The sequence below is a fragment of the Dyadobacter pollutisoli genome, assembly GCF_026625565.1.
In the GTDB taxonomy this organism is placed as follows: Bacteria; Bacteroidota; Bacteroidia; order Cytophagales; family Spirosomataceae; genus Dyadobacter; species Dyadobacter pollutisoli.
In genome coordinates, this window is the sequence record NZ_CP112998.1 from 6,489,959 (window position 1) to 6,507,725 (window position 17,767).

At 45.1% G+C, this 17,767-nt stretch carries 15 protein-coding genes; 7 read left to right on the top strand and 8 right to left on the bottom strand.

Features of this window, described 5'->3' with window-relative positions; genetic code table 11:
• The first annotated feature begins 72 nt into the window (after positions 1-72).
• Positions 73-738 carry a bifunctional 4-hydroxy-2-oxoglutarate aldolase/2-dehydro-3-deoxy-phosphogluconate aldolase gene (locus ON006_RS26875; RefSeq protein WP_244821274.1) on the top strand — a complete coding sequence of 222 codons (666 nt, stop codon included), beginning with the start codon at positions 73-75 and terminating at the stop codon, positions 736-738.
• On the opposite strand, the gene ON006_RS26880 is transcribed toward ON006_RS26875, so the two are convergent.
• Positions 739-1,320 (bottom strand): Uma2 family endonuclease, encoded by a 582-nt coding sequence (locus tag ON006_RS26880; protein WP_244821275.1) that lies wholly within the window; start codon positions 1,318-1,320, stop codon positions 739-741.
• Positions 1,321-1,486: 166 nt separating this feature from the next.
• Between ON006_RS26880 and ON006_RS26885 the strand changes: the two genes are divergently transcribed.
• Positions 1,487-2,206: a DUF3784 domain-containing protein gene (locus tag ON006_RS26885; protein WP_244821276.1), complete on the top strand. Its 720-nt coding sequence runs from the start codon at positions 1,487-1,489 to the stop codon at positions 2,204-2,206.
• On the opposite strand, the gene ON006_RS26890 is transcribed toward ON006_RS26885, so the two are convergent.
• The 7 genes from ON006_RS26890 to ON006_RS26920 form a co-directional block, all read right to left on the bottom strand.
• Positions 2,184-3,698, bottom strand: a complete 1,515-nt coding sequence (locus tag ON006_RS26890) for a tagaturonate reductase (RefSeq protein ID WP_244821277.1) — start codon at positions 3,696-3,698, stop codon at positions 2,184-2,186. The two genes, ON006_RS26885 and ON006_RS26890, sit on opposite strands and share 23 nt — an antisense overlap.
• Positions 3,699-3,785: 87 nt before the next feature.
• Positions 3,786-6,302, bottom strand: a complete 2,517-nt coding sequence (lon, locus tag ON006_RS26895) for an endopeptidase La (RefSeq protein ID WP_244821278.1) — start codon at positions 6,300-6,302, stop codon at positions 3,786-3,788.
• Positions 6,303-6,434: 132 nt separating this feature from the next.
• Complete coding sequence (locus ON006_RS26900; RefSeq protein ID WP_244821279.1) at positions 6,435-6,980, bottom strand: DUF6702 family protein; 546 nt, start codon at positions 6,978-6,980, stop codon at positions 6,435-6,437.
• A 17-nt stretch (positions 6,981-6,997) separates the two neighbouring features.
• Positions 6,998-8,314: an RIP metalloprotease RseP gene (gene rseP / locus ON006_RS26905; RefSeq protein WP_244821280.1), complete on the bottom strand. Its 1,317-nt coding sequence runs from the start codon at positions 8,312-8,314 to the stop codon at positions 6,998-7,000.
• 147 nt (positions 8,315-8,461) lie between these two features.
• Entirely contained in the window at positions 8,462-10,288 is a 1,827-nt protein-coding gene (locus tag ON006_RS26910; RefSeq protein ID WP_244821281.1) for a MutS-related protein, read from the bottom strand.
• Positions 10,288-12,099: an ABC transporter ATP-binding protein gene (locus tag ON006_RS26915; RefSeq protein ID WP_374760220.1), complete on the bottom strand. Its 1,812-nt coding sequence runs from the start codon at positions 12,097-12,099 to the stop codon at positions 10,288-10,290. The genes ON006_RS26910 and ON006_RS26915 overlap by 1 nt, the downstream gene beginning before the upstream one ends.
• A 108-nt stretch (positions 12,100-12,207) precedes the next feature.
• Positions 12,208-13,311: an acyltransferase family protein gene (locus ON006_RS26920; protein ID WP_244821283.1), complete on the bottom strand. Its 1,104-nt coding sequence runs from the start codon at positions 13,309-13,311 to the stop codon at positions 12,208-12,210.
• 234 nt (positions 13,312-13,545) lie between these two features.
• Here ON006_RS26920 and ON006_RS26925 point away from each other — a divergent pair, with 234 nt between their 5' ends.
• The 5 genes from ON006_RS26925 to ON006_RS26945 all read left to right on the top strand — a co-directional run bounded on the left by ON006_RS26925 (position 13,546) and on the right by ON006_RS26945 (position 17,714).
• Positions 13,546-14,115 (top strand): RNA polymerase sigma factor, encoded by a 570-nt coding sequence (locus tag ON006_RS26925; RefSeq protein WP_244821284.1) that lies wholly within the window; start codon positions 13,546-13,548, stop codon positions 14,113-14,115.
• Positions 14,096-15,622 (top strand): porin family protein, encoded by a 1,527-nt coding sequence (locus ON006_RS26930; RefSeq protein ID WP_244821285.1) that lies wholly within the window; start codon positions 14,096-14,098, stop codon positions 15,620-15,622. The genes ON006_RS26925 and ON006_RS26930 overlap by 20 nt, the downstream gene beginning before the upstream one ends.
• Before the next feature lie 100 nt (positions 15,623-15,722).
• Positions 15,723-16,229, top strand: coding sequence for a QcrA and Rieske domain-containing protein (locus ON006_RS26935; RefSeq protein WP_244821286.1), 507 nt, complete (start codon positions 15,723-15,725; stop codon positions 16,227-16,229).
• A 12-nt stretch (positions 16,230-16,241) separates the two neighbouring features.
• Complete coding sequence (locus tag ON006_RS26940; protein WP_244821287.1) at positions 16,242-17,138, top strand: DUF5777 family beta-barrel protein; 897 nt, start codon at positions 16,242-16,244, stop codon at positions 17,136-17,138.
• Positions 17,139-17,144: 6 nt separating this feature from the next.
• Positions 17,145-17,714, top strand: coding sequence for a YceI family protein (locus ON006_RS26945; protein WP_244821288.1), 570 nt, complete (start codon positions 17,145-17,147; stop codon positions 17,712-17,714).
• The last annotated feature ends 53 nt before the right edge of the window (positions 17,715-17,767 follow it).

Below are 17,767 nucleotides of genomic sequence, written 5' to 3' on the forward strand. Positions count from 1 at the left end.
TAGGAGTGAATTAAACTCCTATAACTAACAAAAGCTAAATGCTAATAGCTCAAAGCTAACAGCTCAAAAACTATGGACAAAGAAACAACATTAGTGCTTTTGAATGAAGTGGGGATTTTGCCACTTTTTTATCATGCAGATATAGAGATCGCAAAGGAAGTGATCAACGCCAGTTACAGAGGCGGTGCCCGGGCATTTGAATTTACAAATCGCGGAGAAAATGCATTCAATGTATTCACTGAGCTTTTGGCGCACGTAAAAGAAAGCCTGCCAGGACTTTCATTAGGGATCGGGACGATCTATGATGTGGAAACGGCTCAGAAATTTATTGATGCCGGAACCGATTTTATTGTAACGCCATGCCTGAATCCGGAAGTAGGCCGCGCTTGTTCAATAGCAAATATTCCCTGGATACCAGGTATTTCCACGCTCACAGAGATTTATAATGCACAACAAGCAGGGGCCGAAGTTGTGAAACTTTTCCCCGGGGAAGTAGTAGGATCCAAATTTGTGAGGGCGATTCGCGGACCTATGCCAAAGGTAAAAATCATGGTGACGGGAGGTGTTCAGCCAACCCGTGAAAGTATCGGTGAATGGTTCGGCGCAGGAGCTTACGCAGTAGGACTTGGCTCAAACCTGTTTCCGAAAGATGTGATTGCCGAAGGCAACTATTCCTGGATCGAACAAAAAGTTGCTGAAAGCATCAATTTGGTAAAGGAATTCAGACAAAATAGCTGATTAGTATTCCAATATATCACTCAGGCGGACGGAGAAATGATTCAGCACCGTTCCGCCCGATAGCGTCTCTTCAAATTTCATTGTAAAAGTGGGTTTGCCTGGTTCGAATATGTAGGTCATTTGTTGATCAGTACATATTAGCCAGGCAAGCCTTACACCATTCTCGATCCATTTACTCATTTTGGATTGCAGATCTGCAACACCGTCGGTCTCAGATTTCAGCTCAATTACAAAATCAGGCGCCAGGTGCGGAAAAGACTTTTTTTCGGACATGCTCAATGCATCCCAGCGTTCCAGTTTTATCCATGCTACGTCAGGAAGCCGCATGGACGAGTCGGCCAGAAAGAAACCGCCATTAGATTCTAAAACCCTACCTGCCTTATATTTACGGTTCCAGATCCCGAGTTCGGTGATCAATTCACTGTTATTGGAGCTGCTTATTGCGAAAGCAGGTGTCATGTTGATGAATAACTGCCCTTCTTCGTCTCGCTCTATCGACAATTCGGGATTAGCGACGCTAAATGCTATCAATTCTTCGTCGTTAAGGAATTTGTGTACCGGCATGTTTAACGGAATCATCATGGCTGAATTTATTATTTAAATATAGACACAAGATCAGCTTAATGTCATTCAACCAGCGTCCGGGGTGTATCAATGAGTAAACGGCCCAGAGGCATAAAATAACTACCAGGAATGCAATGTTTAGCGATATCTGTTGTAACTTTTGGGGTACATTTCTTTGACTTAAATGCTTACTGCCGCAATCATATTATCAGTCGTATTTACTTCGCTTGGTTTTGTTGTAACCAGCGGCAATGCCAAGTATATTTTGTCAGGATACAATACCATGTCCGAGGCAGATCGGGCGAAAATGGATATTGAGGGTTACCTGAGGTTCTTCAAGAAATTCCATATTACTTTGGGGGTTACATTGATCGCCGGGTACCTGGTACTAAGTTCCTTCAACATGAACTGGGCCGGAACTTTCATGATCATGTACCCGCTGCTGGCGTACGTTTTCCTGATCGCGAAGGGAAATAAGTTTTATAAAGGAACAAAGGGGCAGAGGGCAGGGACGTATGTGGGTATGTCGATTATACTTGTTGTTGCGGTTGCTGTGGGAATTCAGCTGTACAGCAGTTTCAGGAATAGCGAAATACTCCTGACAGACAACAAACTGGAAATAAAGGGTATTTACGGATTGAGTTTGAAAAAAGCCGATGTTGCGGAAATCGACGTTGTTGCAGACATACCGCCGATCTCTTTCAAGTCAAATGGATTTGCTGCGGGCGACTTTTCAAAAGGAAGCTTTAAGACCAAAGATGGCCGGACGATCAAACTTTTTGTCAATAAAAAAGCAGATCCGTTTTTGCTGATCAAGACCAAAACGGATGAAATATATTACAGCTCCGACGAAATCTCTTCGCCAGAGCTGTATAACAAAATTAAAGCGTGGATGTCCCGCTAGCTACTAACGCGACCATATTCTCCTTCACGGCATCCGCAAATCCTGGTAGTAACGTCAGGTCTGTGCCCCAAAGCGTAACGTCGCTTAGTACCTGGTTGGCCAGATCAATTGGCGAGGCTGCATTCTTCCATTTTTCATCAAAATAGGCGGCGGAATCGCAACGGATCGAGTAAGGTTGACCATTGCGCTCGCCGTAAAATGCTCCGTCTTTATGAACGACCGGCTTCATGAATGTTAAAAACGCAGCAAAACCTTTTGCAAAAAGCACCGGTACATCCTCCGTTTTTTGATAATGACTTAATAATGTAGGAATGTTACGCATTTTCATTTTGGCAGTATACTGAACCGTAATGTCGATCAGCTGATGCCGGATGAATGGATTACGAAAACGGTCAAGTACCTGATTACCGAACTCCTGGGCTTGTTTTGGATCCACATTGTAAGGAATGGCAGGCGCCAGTTCGCTAAGCATAATGTTGGCAATAAACTCCGCCGTTTCCTGGTTTTCCATACTTTCACTCACAGTATCAAGGCCATGCAGAAAGCAAAGTCCTGATGCGAGCGTGTGCGTACCATTCAGTAAGCGCAGCTTCAATTCCCTGAAAAGGTCAATATTCGGTTCAATGACCACTCCTTTGTCGGCATCCGCAAAGCTAAGTACAGAGCGCACATAAGAATCTCCCTCAATTGCCCACAACCGGTACACCTCGGACACGATCAGAAGGTCATCACGAAAACCTTGTTTTTCAGAAAGCGCATGAATGGTTTCCGCGTCTGGTTTACCGGGGACGATCCTGTCTACCAGCGAACTGCAGAAATGGTTTGCTTCCTGTAACCATTGGATAAAGTTCTCAGCCAGATTGTGTCGGCGAGCCTGCTCGATCACTATCGATTTGAGTTTTGGACCATTACCAACGATCAGTTCGGTAGGTACTATGACCATTCCTGAGGCTTCTGAGCCATTGAATGCAGTGTAGCGTTCGTACAGGTAAGCGGTTAACTTACCAGGGAATGAGGCAGGGGGTGAGGCAAATATATCGTCGTCGGTCAGTTGGATTCCAACTTCGGTTGTATTTGAAATTACAATTCGCAGCTCTGGATTATGGGCACATTGCAGAATGTCGGCCCAGTTTCCTGCGGCGGAAAGCGTGCGGCTGATGGAGCTGTTAATGACGAAATCATCAACCTGGCTGCCATTTTCGATACCACGGATACTGTGTGAAAAAATGTTTTGCTGATCTGCAAAGGCATCAGTACCGCCGGTGTTTGTAGATTTCACAACCACGATCCTGCCATTGAATACACCCTGCTGATTTGCTTTGTTGACAAAATAATCGGGCAAGCCGCGCAGCAGTACACCGGTACCAAACTGGATGATTTTTTCCGGCAATGCGAGAAGTTGCTGATGATTCGGCAAAAGTTCTGAACGTTCGTTCAGAAGAGTGGGGGAGAGCAGCGGTAAAGACATTTTAGTAGATGATATGTTCACCATTTATGACGCAATTTTGAAATCGAAACCCTTAATTAAAAAGAGACGCCGTCGAGCGTCTCTTTTGGAAATATCGTAAAATGGAAATAGTTACACACTCAAAGTAACAAAACCGCTCTCTTCTTTTTCTTTCTCTTCTTTCGGGAAAATGAAGGTAGTCGCATTTTTCACTTTTTCGGGTAGCAACGCAATCGCCAGTACCTCATCGATCTGATCCACATAATGGAATGTAAGGTCCCTGATATAATTGGCCGGTACTTCTTCCACATCCTTGCGGTTTTTAACACAAAGAATAATTTCTTTCACACCAGCGCGGCGGGCGGCAAGGATCTTTTCTTTTACACCTCCAACCGGCAACACTTTTCCGCGCAAGGTTATCTCACCCGTCATAGCGATGAATGGTTTCACACGCCGCTGTGTGAAAATAGATGCCATGGAAGTTACCATAGTTACACCTGCCGAAGGACCGTCTTTGGGAACGGCACCTGCCGGTACGTGAACGTGCAGGTCATAATGATTGAAAATCCGGTAGTCGATACCCATACGATCGGCATTCGCTTTCAGGTAGGATAATGCCGCCACGGCCGATTCTTTCATCACATCGCCAAGCTGGCCAGACAACGTCAGACCTCCTTTGCCACGGCTCAGGCTGGTTTCAATGAACAGGATTTCTCCTCCAACCGAGGTCCAGGCCAGGCCCGTTACTACACCTGCGAAGTCGTTATCCTGGTACAGGTCTTTGTCAAAAATTTCTGCTCCCAGGTATTTTTCAATGTGTTCGGGTTTTACCGTTTTGGGGTAATCCTGCTCCATTGCCACTGATTTGGCAATTTTACGGACAACGCTGCCTACTTTTTGTTCCAGGTTTCTTACACCTGATTCTCTTGTATATCCTTCAATAATCCGCAAAAGGGCAGAATCATCGATTTTAATGTCAGTTGATTTTAGTCCGTGGTCTTTCCGTTGCTTCGGAACCAGATAACGCTTGGCGATTTGCAACTTCTCTTCAATGGTGTAACCAGTCATTTCAATGATCTCCATCCGGTCGCGCAGAGCGGGATGAATGGTATCCAATGCATTGGCGGTGGCTACAAACAATACTTTTGAAAGATCGTATTCTACTTCCAGGTAATTGTCTGTAAATGAAGAATTTTGTTCAGGATCCAGTACTTCGAGCAATGCAGAAGAAGGATCACCGCGATAGTCGGAGCTTACTTTGTCGATCTCATCGAGAATGAAGACGGGATTAGCAAAACCAGCTTTTTTGATATTCTGAATTATTTTTCCGGGCATAGCACCAATGTAGGTTTTGCGGTGCCCGCGGATTTCCGCTTCGTCATGAACACCGCCCAATGCCATACGGATATATTCACGGTTCAATGCTTTTGCTATGGATTTCCCCAATGATGTTTTACCAACACCGGGAGGGCCATAAAGGCAAAGAATCGGAGCTTTGAGATTACCTTTCAGTTTAAGGACAGCCAGGTATTCGATAATGCGTTCTTTTACCTTTTCGAGTCCGAAATGGTCGGCATCAAGTACTTTTTGCGCTCTTATCAGGTCAAAATTATCTTTCGTATACTGGCCCCAGGGCAAATCCACTAATGTTTCCAGATAGTTCATGGTCACGGGATACTCCGGTGCCATTGGATTAATGCGCTGTAATTTATTCAGTTCTTTGTCAAAATGGCTGCGCACGCTGTCAGACCATTTTTTCTGACTTGCTTTCAAGCGGATTTCATCCAGATCACGCTCAGGACTATCCATTCCCAGTTCATCGTGTAACACTTTGATTTGCTGGCGAAGGAAATAATCGCGCTGCTGCTGGTCTATATCCGAACTGGCTTTGGTCTGGATTTCTCTTTTCAATTCCAGCATTTCAATCTCCCGCATCATGTACTGAAGCAAAAGCGTGGCCTGCCTATGACCATTTCTTTCTTCCAGCAGTTTTTGCTTGTCAGCCACTTCAACATTAATGTTGGAAGACAAAAAGTGGATCAGGAAAATAGGGCTTTCAATGTTATCAAGGGCGATCCGGGCTTCCTGGGGAATTTCCGGGTTCAGCCGCATGATCTTGTGCGCACCGTCGCGTAGTGACTGCAATAGTGCCTTGGATTCCTTTTTGGTAGGTCCCACAAAAGTATCCTCGATCGCACGCACTTCCGCGGTGAGATAAGGTTCTTCGCTAATGATGGCCTTAATCTCAAAACGCTGCCTTCCCTGCACGATGATCGTCACATTTCCGTCAGGCAGCGTGATCATTTTAAGGATCTGGGCAACGGTTCCTATATTATAAAGGTCTTCGGCCGTAGGGTCCTCTTTATTGGGGATGGCCTGGGTTACTGCACCCAGGATACGCTGGTTTATGTCTGAATTCCGGTATATTTTTTTTACTAAACGGATGGCTTTCTGACGTACTACCGTAACGGGGATAACCATTCCGGGAAAGAGCACTGTTTGCCTGATAGGCAGTATCGCAAGTTCATTTGGAAGTTCAAAAGGTTCATCGGAGCCATCAGGGCCACCGAGAGGGACAATTTCAAGGCTGTCCATATCTGAATCAGACATGAGAAGCCGACTATACAAGTCAGAAGGTTCAAATTTCATAGGCATTCTGTCAATTTGACAGATAATCTTTTCCCAATATATAAATAATGACTTTCAAAAGAAAGGGAATATATAACAAAATAGCCATGCCACAATCAGCGTGTCAGGCCCATTTAGTTAATGGACAAACGTCTAAATATTTTGAACGGTTTGCCCTTTTTTGAAGAGGAAAGTCTTTTTTTCAGAAGCGTATTTTACATTGGTCATGTTGACCTGGTCATCAAATACTTCCATCAAAGTGCTATTTTGCAGCCTGTAACCATCCCAGGGGCCGTGTATTGGCACTTCCAGGTAAACCCACGTTGCATCCTCCTCTTGTTCCTTCCCGATATAATGTATGCTGGCCGGTTTTTTCTGGCTATCCGTAAGTACAAATGATTTTCGGATATATTGCTCTATCAATGCATCGTTCTTATCGCCGTTTTTTATAACGATACGTTGCATGCCATTACTGTGTGACAAACCCTTTTCGAGATCGTCAGTAAATAGCCGGATACTGATCTCGAAAGATTTGAGCGCCGGATTATATTGCATTTGCGTGACACTTACATGGTAGTCATGCTTTGGCGCTGCCGAAAAAAGAAGAAGGGAGAATGCAAATAAGAAATAGGGTGATACCCGCCTGAAAAGACCAAAATGTCCCGGCTTTAACATCAATCCCTTGGTTCCTATTTTCATTCTCCCTTTCAAATCACTCAAAATACTGCTTTCCAAACATCATTGAAAATTGCAAAAGCCATTAGTCCCAGTAACAGTACCATACCGACTTTCTGCGCATTTTCAAGGAATTTATCAGATGGTTTTCTGCCCGAAACTATTTCGTAAGAAAGAATTACCGCGTGACCGCCGTCCAGTGCAGGAATAGGAAGCGCATTCATGAATGCGAGTACAATGGAAAGTAAGCCAGTCAGGCTCCAGAACCGTCCCCAGTCCCAAACGCCGCCGAACATTCTCGCAATACCGATAGGGCCGCTCAATGCTTTTGACGCAGATACTTCGCCACGGAATATCTTGCCAAATCCTTTTACATAGTTAAACACCACTCCGAATGCATCCTCGGTCCCCACTACAATCGCTTGACCCAGGGTATATTCCACCGCGGTGTAATTCAGAAGGCTTTTTGGGTAAAAACCCAATGTCCCATCTTCCGAAATGGTCGGGGTCAATGTTTTTTCCTGAGAACCACGTTGTACGATCAGGGTCGTCTTCTTGTTTTTCAGACGCTGCAGTTCTTCCTGAAGCTGATGGAAGAAGTGAACGGGCTTGCCATCGATAGATACTACTTTGTCGCCGGTCAGCATGCCCGCTTTTTGCGCAGGAGATGACGGTACCAGTTCGCCAATCACAAATGGTTCGAGCGGACGGATGAAATTTCCCTTTTCTTCAGGATCAGAAAGCTTTTCAATAAAATTATTAGGAATGTCTATTTCAACATCTTTTCCGTCACGGTTCACGGTGTAAGAGCTGTTGCTGCCCAGGAAAACCTCCGAACTGATCACTTCATTGAAGTTTTTAATCGGTTTACCGTTCACTTTAACGATCTTATCGCCGGTCTTTAGGCCAATTTCACCAGCCATATCACCCGCCACAATTCCGTACTTATTTACCTCGTTCATCGAAAGGAATTTGTCGCCTTCGTTGTAAGCAATCACTATAAAAATGAAGATCCCTACAATGACATTGACGATAATACCCCCTAACATCACGATTAGACGCTGCCAGGCTGGTTTTGAGCGGAATTCCCACGGTTGTGGTTCCTGGCTCATCGCCGCAGTGTCCATGGATTCGTCGATCATCCCTGATATTTTGACAAACCCTCCTAACGGGATTGCACCTATTCCATATTCTGTTTCACCTCTCTGGATACTGAATATTTTTGGGGGGAAACCTATGAAGTATTTTTCAACCCTCATTCCAAACATCTTTGCGGTAGCCATATGGCCCCACTCATGCAATCCTACCAAAATTGACAAGCCCAGAATGAGCTGTCCTGCCATTATTAATACTTCCATCCAGGTTTTTGTAATCGTTATTGGTTTATTTTTCGGGCACTCATGTCATTCATCTTCGCCGCAGTCACTTTACTCAGCATTGAAAACGTAAATGTAATCAGTAAAGTTACGTAAATCCTGTTATATCATTAAAAATGCCTGTTTAGACTAAGCCAGTGCATTTTTATTAGGTAAATCAATGTCAATGCCCATCATACGCATCAATTCGGAAGCATTAAAGCTCCTGCAAATTCCTTCATGCAGCCGATAGTCAAAGTGCAGCTGACCGTTTTCTACATCCGAGCGGAAGTGGTAGTTGTGCACATAATTTTCAGTAGCACCCCATTCACCCAATTCCAGGTCATGTGTCGATACCAGCCCGGATGCATTTTTGGAATGCAGCTGTCGGATCAGTGCTTCGGCCCCGCGGTGACGGTCAGAGGAATTGGTACCTTTCAAAATCTCATCCAGCAAATAGAAAACCGGTGCGTCGGTATGCTCATCGGCCAGTTCCAGAAGTTTTCGAAGCCTTTTCAGTTCTGCGTAAAATGATGAAGTACTTTCTTCCAGCGAGTCTTGCGTACGCATGCTGCTGAACACACGCATAGGCGAACACGTAAAACTTGCCGCACTCACTACGGCGCCCATCTGCGCGAGCACCATATTCAAGCCGATCGTTCTTAAAAATGTACTTTTACCTGACATATTGGAACCCGTAACCAGAATCGTATGACCTGTACCATTCATGGCAAAACTGTTGCTGACCCGTTTTTCGGACGGGATCAGCGGATGTCCCATGATGTTGGCCTCTATCCATGTATCGTTTTGAGAAACGACATTTGGTATCACATAATCCTGATTAGCAAAAGCATGTCCGGCGAGACTGTTCATGGCTTCGGTATCAGCCAAAGCATTCAGCCAGTCGGCCAACTTTGCATGGTTGGCCTTTTTCCAGCTTTCCAGTCCGGCCAGGCAATGTACGTCCCAAAGCGTGGGTATGCCTACAAAAAGTGAAAAGAATGGATTATTACGGTAATCGAGTTTTTCAAAAAGGCTTCCGGCTTTGCTTAATGCCTGCGCGGAACCGTGAATGGATGCTTTTCTTTGCTGCCACCAGGGGCTATCATAAGGTGCCGATTCAGCGTTTTGCAAAAGGTCAGAATATGCAACCAGTGTTTGGCCGAGTGATGTCGTGCGATTGGTAATGGATTGTATTTCGGCCTGAAATCGTTTGAGAATGATCAGATGAACGCCAAGCCCGAGTAAAAAGAGATAACCTGGGACCATTTTGGCCAGTACCAGTATGCCAACCGCCAGCGTTGCCAGCGGGAGCCATCGCAAGCGTAATGTGGATGTAAGGTTGGCGGGAAGCACTTCGGTTGCCCACGCACGGAACGCTCCTACCTGCGCAGCTGCGTGTTCGTGTAACAGCGCAGTCGCTTCCCACTCCTGGATAAGTTCAGGATGTTTTTTGAAATCCGCTGCGGCAGCCTGGCGAGACGATACTTCCTCTGGTGTTGCGTGATTTTTTAGCCAGTTTGATAACCTGCGGCTTCCCTCGGCGGTTCGGGTACGGTTCAGAAGTTTGTAGAGCGAGTATTCACCGAATATGTCCAGGTCGGAGGCGTAAGCATGGTCTTTTTCCTGAAACTGAATGCCTGTATCCGGCCTTTTGAATCGAAATGCAAGCCTTTCCAGCTCGTCCTCATTCACGGACTGCAGGTTTCTTTGGAAATCCCTTTTTCTTTTGGCAGCCTGCTGGCGACGCATCAGGACGAGGAATGCGACAAGCAAAATAAAAATCGCTACTGCAAACCACGGCTGACCGGTTTTATTCCAAAGCCAGCCCACAACCAGCATTCCGGCAAATACCGAAAGCCGGGCAATCGCGAGCATATTAAATTTTTTATGGGCTTCGGTCTCTGCTATGCCAGCCTTTTGAAGCTCGGTTTCAAAGAATTGCTTTGAAGAAATTGAATCTGATTTATTTTCCATTAATTACTTTCAGCGGTTTCAAACTGCAATTTGATCAGGTTTGCATATAAACCGTTATCCAAAAGCGTTAATTCCTGATGTGAACCTGACTCTGCAATACGTCCTTCCCGGATAACATAAATAGTGTCCACCTTGCGGATAGTGGCCAGCCGGTGTGCTATGACAATGGTTGTACGGTTTTTCATAAGCTCGTCGAGCGCAATTTGTACCAGTTTTTCTGATTCTGCGTCAAGAGAGCTTGTGGCTTCGTCTAAAATAAGGATTTTGGGGTCTTTGAGGATCGCCCTCGCAATGGCAATGCGCTGGCGCTGACCGCCTGATAACTTGATCCCCCGCTCGCCCACAATGGTTTCATATTTTTCGGGAAATGTGTTGATGAATTCGGATGCGTGCGCTCTTCGGGCCGCGTCATGAATCTCTTCCCGGGAAGCTGTGGGTTTTCCGTAGGCAATGTTTTCGTAGATAGTCCCTCCAAAAAGCATTACTTCCTGTGGAACAATGGCAATGTTTTTCCGCAGCTCGGAAATTCCATAGTCATGAATCGACTTGCCGTCGACGAGGATTTCACCAGACTGGTAGTCATAAAAACGCATGAGCAGCTGGATGATTGTCGACTTACCTGCGCCACTGTATCCTACCAGCGCTATTTTTTCTCCTGCATTAATGTGAAACGATATTCCCTTCAGTACCGGCAGATCGGCCCGCGATGGGTAAGAGAAGTGGATGTTGTCGTAAGTAATATTTCCTTCGATGAGGCTGGGCTGTGCATTCAATGCTTCCTCGACGGAAATCTCGGGTGTTTCTTCCAGGATCTCGAAAATACGTTCCGACGCTCCGATGGTTTTGTTGATCTGTGCGTACAAATCGCCCATTCCGCTAATGGATGCGCCTATGAATGTGGTATACAGGATAAAAGTAAAAAGATCCGAAAGACCGAATTCCCCCGCCTGAACCAACGCGGCGCCGTACCATACCACCCCGACGATACCGCCAAACAATGCAAAAATGATAAATGAAACGAAACCTCCCCGGAATGTAGCCGCGTAGAGCGACAAGTCCACCACGCGTTGAAGAATAGTTTTGTAACGGTTTATTTCGAGAGGTTCGTTGGTAAATGCCTTTACGACATTCACAGATTGTAATGTTTCCTCGACCACCACATTGGCGGCTGCGAGCTCGTCCTGCGCCTTGCGGGAAAGCTTTCTCATATGCCTCCCGAAAAATACCGAGGCTACCACCAGTACAGGGAAGGTAGCAAGCATGAAAAGCGTAAGTTTCCAGGAAGTGTAAAACAGGATCGATATTCCGACAATTAATGTCGCTACCTGGCGGAATATTTCAGCCAATGTGAATGATAGCAGGCCTTGTAGCTGCGAAACGTCGGAAGTAATGCGGCTTGTGAGTTCCCCGACACGACGCTGTTCCAGAAATGAAATGGGTAATGTGATGATTTTACTAAAAACATCAGAACGGATATTGTTCATCGCCAGCTCGCTGACTTTGGTGAACAAATAAATCCGGAAATAGGAGAATACGGCCTGGCAGATCAGGATTACAAAAAGCAAGAGGGTGATCTGGTTGATCGTGTATTTCGACTTTCCCTCGATGACCTCAATAATGCTGCCGACGAGTTTTGGAAAAGCGAGTGAAGTACCGGTCGAAAGGGCCAGAAATATTAGCCCTACAATGAATGTACCTCTGTAAGGTCTCAGGTATTTAAAAAGGTCTAGGGTGATTTTCAACCCTTGCCAGCTCATTTTCCTTATTTTTAAAGGAGAAATCCGATCACTGTCATTTTCACTGTTGGCCATTCGAGATCAATATTGTATTTGCTGGTCCAATTGTGTGGACTTCACAAGAATCTGAAGGTAAAAATAGACAATTAACTCAAACAAGTGAGTAGGTAAGGATGTGCGGCGTCATGCGCATCCCGGCGGCAAACGCATTTCTTTGATATTGTTTTCTCGAATGTTGTCCGCAAACTTTTTACTATAATAGTTTCTGATGAGCCGATTGCAAGGCTTCTCAACGAAACGGTTGACCAGATAGGCTATCGAAATGCATATCGTGATACTTAGAGAGAGTGAGAAGTAAATGTTGATGCGAAAATCATCCGTGAATGTTGAAATTAGCCGGAGTCCGACATACTGGTGGATGAGATACAGGCAGTAGGAAATTTTGCCCAAAAATAAGAGTGGCGGAAATTTTAAGAAACGAAGCTTGTCCAGGCAGAAAAGGGCAAAAATCAGGTGAAACAAAGTGATCAGGAGATAGTGCAAATGGGCTGACACTATATATTGCGACCTGCCGCCTTTGTCGTGCAGATAGAATGAAGCAAATAGGCTACAAAGTATCAGGGGAATATACCTTTGCCAATTCGGCTTGTTTTTCATGTTGTAAAACAATATTCCGGAATAGAATAGGGGAAAATGATTGACTAACTGGACTTTTTGGGTTACTGAGAGATAGCTATTGGGATAAAACAATGTAAATTCGTGAAAGGCAATCACAGCCCAAATCGTGAAGAAACCAATGTACTCAATGCGATTTATTCCTTTGAAAATATGAATAATCAATATCCAGAAATAGAAGGTAAGTTCGATCACAAGCGTCCAGTACGAGCCGTCCAGATCTTCCACACTAAAATAGGAAGGTACCATCGTCGCATTGGCAAGCACACTGAACGCGTTGATGTTCTCTGGTTCAAAGAGCAGGACAAAGGAAACAGTGATCAGTAAGCAAGACCAGAATGCCGGGTATAATCGGGCAAATCGCTTGACTACAAAGTCTTGCCAATTTTTAATTTTTGAAATTGAAAGAAATACGACAAATCCGCTGATCATAAAGAAAATATCTACCCCTGTGACGCCGGAGTTGAATGCCCACCCAAGCTTTTGTTTGTTCGCGTTGATCGTAAAATGGAAAAGCATAACGCTGAACGCTGAGATACCTCTAAGTGCATCTAATTCATGAAGCCTGGCAGGTGCTTTTTTTTGAAAGTCGGTAGTTGTGTGTGTGTACATTCAGGGCCGGTTGGACGGTTTGGATTAAATTGGATCCGCTGAATATAATATCAACTTTCCCTCCGACTCCGGAATAACTGGCCCACTTTTCCGCCGGTCAGATTTTGAGTTTTTTCGGTTTGCGCATTGCGTTATGAACAAAAAATCAGGAGATTATAAAATATTTTAAAATTCTTGTGTTTTCAAGCAACCCTGTTTTTAATTCAGTCGTATTAGGGTAAAAAAGCAAATAGCATGCCCGAGTATAACTCCGCCGTTCTTATTGAACTACTCGACGGCTGTTTACAGAGAAACCGCCGCAGTCAGGAGCTGTTGTATAAACAGTTTTACGGCTATGCTATGAGCATTTGTTTACGCTATACACGGAGCAGGGAAGAGGGAAAAGAGATTCTCAACGATGGATTTATGAAGGTTTTTACAAAACTGGAAAGTTTTGATTCAAGCCGTTCTTTTAAAACCTGGTTGGGAAGAATTATGATTAACACAGCGCTGGACCATTACAGACAGGAAGTTCGCAGAGACGTTTTTGACGACGTGGAAGTAGCGGAACAGGTTTCTGTGGACGAAACCGTGATAGCCAAGCTTTCACATGATGAGCTGATGTCTTTGATTCAAAGACTTACACCCTCTTACCGGATTGTTTTTAGTTTATCTGTGATTGACGGCTATACACACGAAGAAATTGCAGAACAGTTGAACATTTCAGTGGGGGCGTCAAAATCAAATTTGTCGCGTGCAAGGGAAAAATTGAGAGAGATGTTGTCCAAAATTAATATTGACAATTATGATAGAGTTACCAGATGACGAACTGGATAAACTCTTCAGAAAGTCATCAGAAGAGTTTGATCCACAATTTGATCCGGAAGATTGGAATAACCTGAAAAAACGTCTGGATGAGACGGATGGAAGGACTCCGGCCGCGTGGTTCAGGAAGTGGTGGCCGTTGGGGCTACTGCTGCTAATGATCCCTGGCGGTATCGCATCCTATTATTTGCTGGGTAATGATGGTGAGAGTGAAGCGAAAAATAAGATCGAAACGGTTTCCGGGCTGACTGAGCCGAAACTGGCGGATGTAGAAAAACATGGCCAGAAAATAGCAAGTCAGGATGAGGACATTCCTTCGGAGGCAGAAGAAAAAGTTTTACCGGAAAAAGGAACAGCTATTGCCAGCGAAGAGCAGCCGGTAAGCAGTGACATTATTGCAGAGGAAAGCAAGGTTTCAGATTTGAAAAATGCCACCTCGAATCTTGAAAAAGCAACTTTAACAGAGAAAGTAACGCGTAAAAGAATAATTGCAAAGGACAACCGTACTCCGGAATCCTCCTCAGAATCAGATTTAAAGGCTGCTGTTAAAAAAAGCAGGACATTATTGCCCCGGAGCCTATCTAAGGCAGGCGGAGTGTACTTAGAGCCTAACCGCTCAAAGGTGGAAGGAGGCGACGGGGCTCTTTCACTCGAAGTAACTAATAAGGTTCGCAAAAATGACTCCAGCGGAACCAGTGCCTCCGAACTTGGGGCAAGGCAGGCTATTGGTTCCAATGGGGTTACCAATGTGGAGCAAAATGAAAGAACATTGATTTCCGCAGCGAACCTGAATAACAGGGCGTTGAAATTGGACAACACGATTCCATATCCGGCGATTATCGCACTGCCAGTCCGGGATGAAGCATTGAAAGACGCATATGCGGAGAAATCGAAAGAGGATGAGATTGTAGAATCTCCTAAATGGGCTGTAAGGCTTGGCTATTCCCCCGATTTGACTTCGGTTGGATTTAAAAACCTCGTTAAGCCCGGATCCGCTTTTTCGCTGTTGTTTGAATATGGCATCTCAAAAAAACTGTATCTCCAGACGGGAGTAGCCAGGAGTGTGAAAGACTATTATGCATTAGGCAGCGAATACGAACTGAGTTCATATGTCACTCAGATCAATACACCCTATGGCGTAGATGGAACTTGCACGATGATAGAAGTGCCACTAGGATTTCGCTACGATTTTGTTCAAAAGGCCCATTCAAGGTGGTTCGCAGGTACCGGATTTTCGTCTTACTATTTTCAAAAAGAAAAGTATGCATACCGATATAAGAAATATGTTTATGGCCAGAAACACGGATGGGAAGATAAGAATACCGGCTGGTCCCTTTTTAGTCATTTAAATGCTTCGGTCGGTTATGAACGAACGATTACCAGAAAACTTTCTATCCTTGCCGAGCCGTACATTCGAATTCCCTTGAAAGGTGTTGGCTACGGTAAAGTCAACCTCATTACTACCGGTATGTGGCTATCCCTGCGCTACACGCCTGCTTTTAGATAATCCCGCAATGCGATTGCCGCAATGCGATTGCCGCAATCCGATTGGCGCAATCCGATTGCCGAATTATATCTGCTAATTTTTTTACCATTCATTGTTCACTATGGAGACTACAACGCAAGACAAAATGAAAAGAGGCCAGTTCCTGAGAAGCCTTGGGCTGAGCACCTCAACATTAATGGCATTTTACTGCCTCGGAACCACTATGACAGCCTGCGGCTCCAAAGACGACGATCCCGATCCAGTCGATCCGAACCCAAATCCGGGAGGAGGAACAGGCGTAACGGGCACTACCACGGGCGGCTCAATTAATTTTACTGTGGACCTCACGATCAATTCTTCACTCAAAACAGCGGGAGAATATAAGATATTCGGAGACGTTCTGGTTGCATTTACTACGAATAGTACATATGTTGCCCTGACCAAGATATGCACGCATGAGGGAAATCCGGTGCAATACAGAAAGTCCTCGAACGACATTATGTGTCCAACCCACGGCTCTGAATATTCGATTACAGGAACTGTGACTCAGGGCCCGGCCCCGGCACCCCTTAAAACTTATACCGTAACCCTTTCCGCCGACGGAAAAACATTGACAGTGAAGGCCTAGTCACCTATTATTATGAAAATTCTCCGCCTCGTAATGATGTTGATTTGTTCAACTTCAACCATACTCTATGCCCAGGATGATTTGCTGGGCGAGCTTTCCAAGCAGGATAGCGCTCAAACGATCCCGGTGACGGCCACGTTCAAATCCACCAGGGTGGTCAATGGGCAGTCGGTTGAAACGATGAAGAAAAAGCATCTTGATTTCCGAATATCTCACCGTTTTGGAAAGCTTAATTCAGGAGCTTATCAGTTCTTCGGCCTCGACCAGGCTTCCATGCGTATGGGATTTGAATACGGGCTCACCGACGATCTGATGATCGGCGTGGGACGAAGTACATCTCAGAAAGTCTATGACTTTTTTGGTAAATATAAATTGCTGAAACAAAGCAGCGGCGCCAGGAACATACCTGTTTCGGTCACGCTGTTTGGAGGAATGGGTATCACGACGGTGAATAAAGAGCTGGAATTTCAGGACAAACTTTATTATACGGCCCAAGTCCTGATCGCACGGAAATTTGGCGAAAGGCTTTCCCTGCAATTGTCGCCAACCTACTTGCACCGCAATCACCCGGATGTGACCGGCGATGAAAAAGTGTTGCTGGCGGTAGGCATAGGAGGCAGGTTTAAGCTTTCAAAACGTGTTTCCCTCAACGGAGAGTACTTTTATACTGCCCGGGAGAAAAACACTGTGAATGCTCCCTACTACGATTCAATGTCTTTTGGAGTGGATATAGAGACCGGCGGCCACGTTTTTCAGCTTCATTTTACCAATTCCCTCGGGATGATCGAAAAACAGTTTATTGGCGAAACAGCCGGTACCTGGGGCAAAGGGGATATCCACTACGGGTTTAATATTTCCCGGACTTTCAGTTTTGACAAAAAGAATAAAAAGAAGCCAACTCACGAATAACATACTATGAAAACGTATTTCTTTCGCATGGTTTTCGCAACCCTGCTAGGTATCACTTTGCATTCAGTTCAGGTTTCGGCGCAGGGAGGCATGTTCGCAACTACCGCAGGGAGTACCCGTTTCTCGGCATCGACGCCTTTGGAAAATATCGAGGCAGAGAATAAAAAGTCGCAGGCCATACTGAACACCGCGAACAATGAGATTGCGATCAGGATGAACATGCGTGATTTTGTATTTCCCAATAAGCTGATGCAGGAGCATTTCAATGAAAACTACATTGAATCGGTGAAATATCCGACGGCAACATTCAGCGGGAAGGTCGATAAGGCACCGGATTATACCAAAGACGGGCAATATGATCTCTCCGCGACCGGCAAATTCACCGTTCATGGCGTGACGAAAGAAAGGACGATCAATGGTAAAATGAAGATCGAAGGAGGTAAGATCTCCATTACTTCTGACTTCAATGTGGCGCTGGTTGACCACAATATCGAAGTTCCCAGTGTTGTTTTTGTGAAAATTGCACAGGTGATCAGCGTGAAAGCGAATTACGTGCTGACTCCCTATAAAAAGTAAAGCGAAAGGAACGAGACTTATCAAGTCTAGGCGACCCCGTCTCCAAGACTTGG

Excerpts from the sequence above, each read along its gene's own strand:
- ON006_RS26935 (WP_244821286.1), top strand. The coding sequence starts at position 15,723 with ATGGAGACTACAACGCAAGACAAAATGAAAAGAGGCCAGTTCCTGAGA.
- ON006_RS26940 (WP_244821287.1), top strand. The coding sequence starts at position 16,242 with ATGAAAATTCTCCGCCTCGTAATGATGTTGATTTGTTCAACTTCAACC.
- ON006_RS26890 (WP_244821277.1), bottom strand. The coding sequence starts at position 3,698 with ATGGTGAACATATCATCTACTAAAATGTCTTTACCGCTGCTCTCCCCC.
- ON006_RS26910 (WP_244821281.1), bottom strand. The coding sequence starts at position 10,288 with ATGGAAAATAAATCAGATTCAATTTCTTCAAAGCAATTCTTTGAAACC.
- ON006_RS26930 (WP_244821285.1), top strand. The coding sequence starts at position 14,096 with ATGATAGAGTTACCAGATGACGAACTGGATAAACTCTTCAGAAAGTCA.
- ON006_RS26900 (WP_244821279.1), bottom strand. The coding sequence starts at position 6,980 with ATGAAAATAGGAACCAAGGGATTGATGTTAAAGCCGGGACATTTTGGT.
- ON006_RS26875 (WP_244821274.1), top strand. The coding sequence starts at position 73 with ATGGACAAAGAAACAACATTAGTGCTTTTGAATGAAGTGGGGATTTTG.
- ON006_RS26915 (WP_374760220.1), bottom strand. The coding sequence starts at position 12,099 with ATGGCCAACAGTGAAAATGACAGTGATCGGATTTCTCCTTTAAAAATA.
- ON006_RS26880 (WP_244821275.1), bottom strand. The coding sequence starts at position 1,320 with ATGATGATTCCGTTAAACATGCCGGTACACAAATTCCTTAACGACGAA.
- lon (WP_244821278.1), bottom strand. The coding sequence starts at position 6,302 with ATGAAATTTGAACCTTCTGACTTGTATAGTCGGCTTCTCATGTCTGAT.
- ON006_RS26920 (WP_244821283.1), bottom strand. The coding sequence starts at position 13,311 with ATGTACACACACACAACTACCGACTTTCAAAAAAAAGCACCTGCCAGG.
- ON006_RS26885 (WP_244821276.1), top strand. The coding sequence starts at position 1,487 with ATGCTTACTGCCGCAATCATATTATCAGTCGTATTTACTTCGCTTGGT.
- rseP (WP_244821280.1), bottom strand. The coding sequence starts at position 8,314 with ATGGAAGTATTAATAATGGCAGGACAGCTCATTCTGGGCTTGTCAATT.
- ON006_RS26945 (WP_244821288.1), top strand. The coding sequence starts at position 17,145 with ATGAAAACGTATTTCTTTCGCATGGTTTTCGCAACCCTGCTAGGTATC.
- ON006_RS26925 (WP_244821284.1), top strand. The coding sequence starts at position 13,546 with ATGCCCGAGTATAACTCCGCCGTTCTTATTGAACTACTCGACGGCTGT.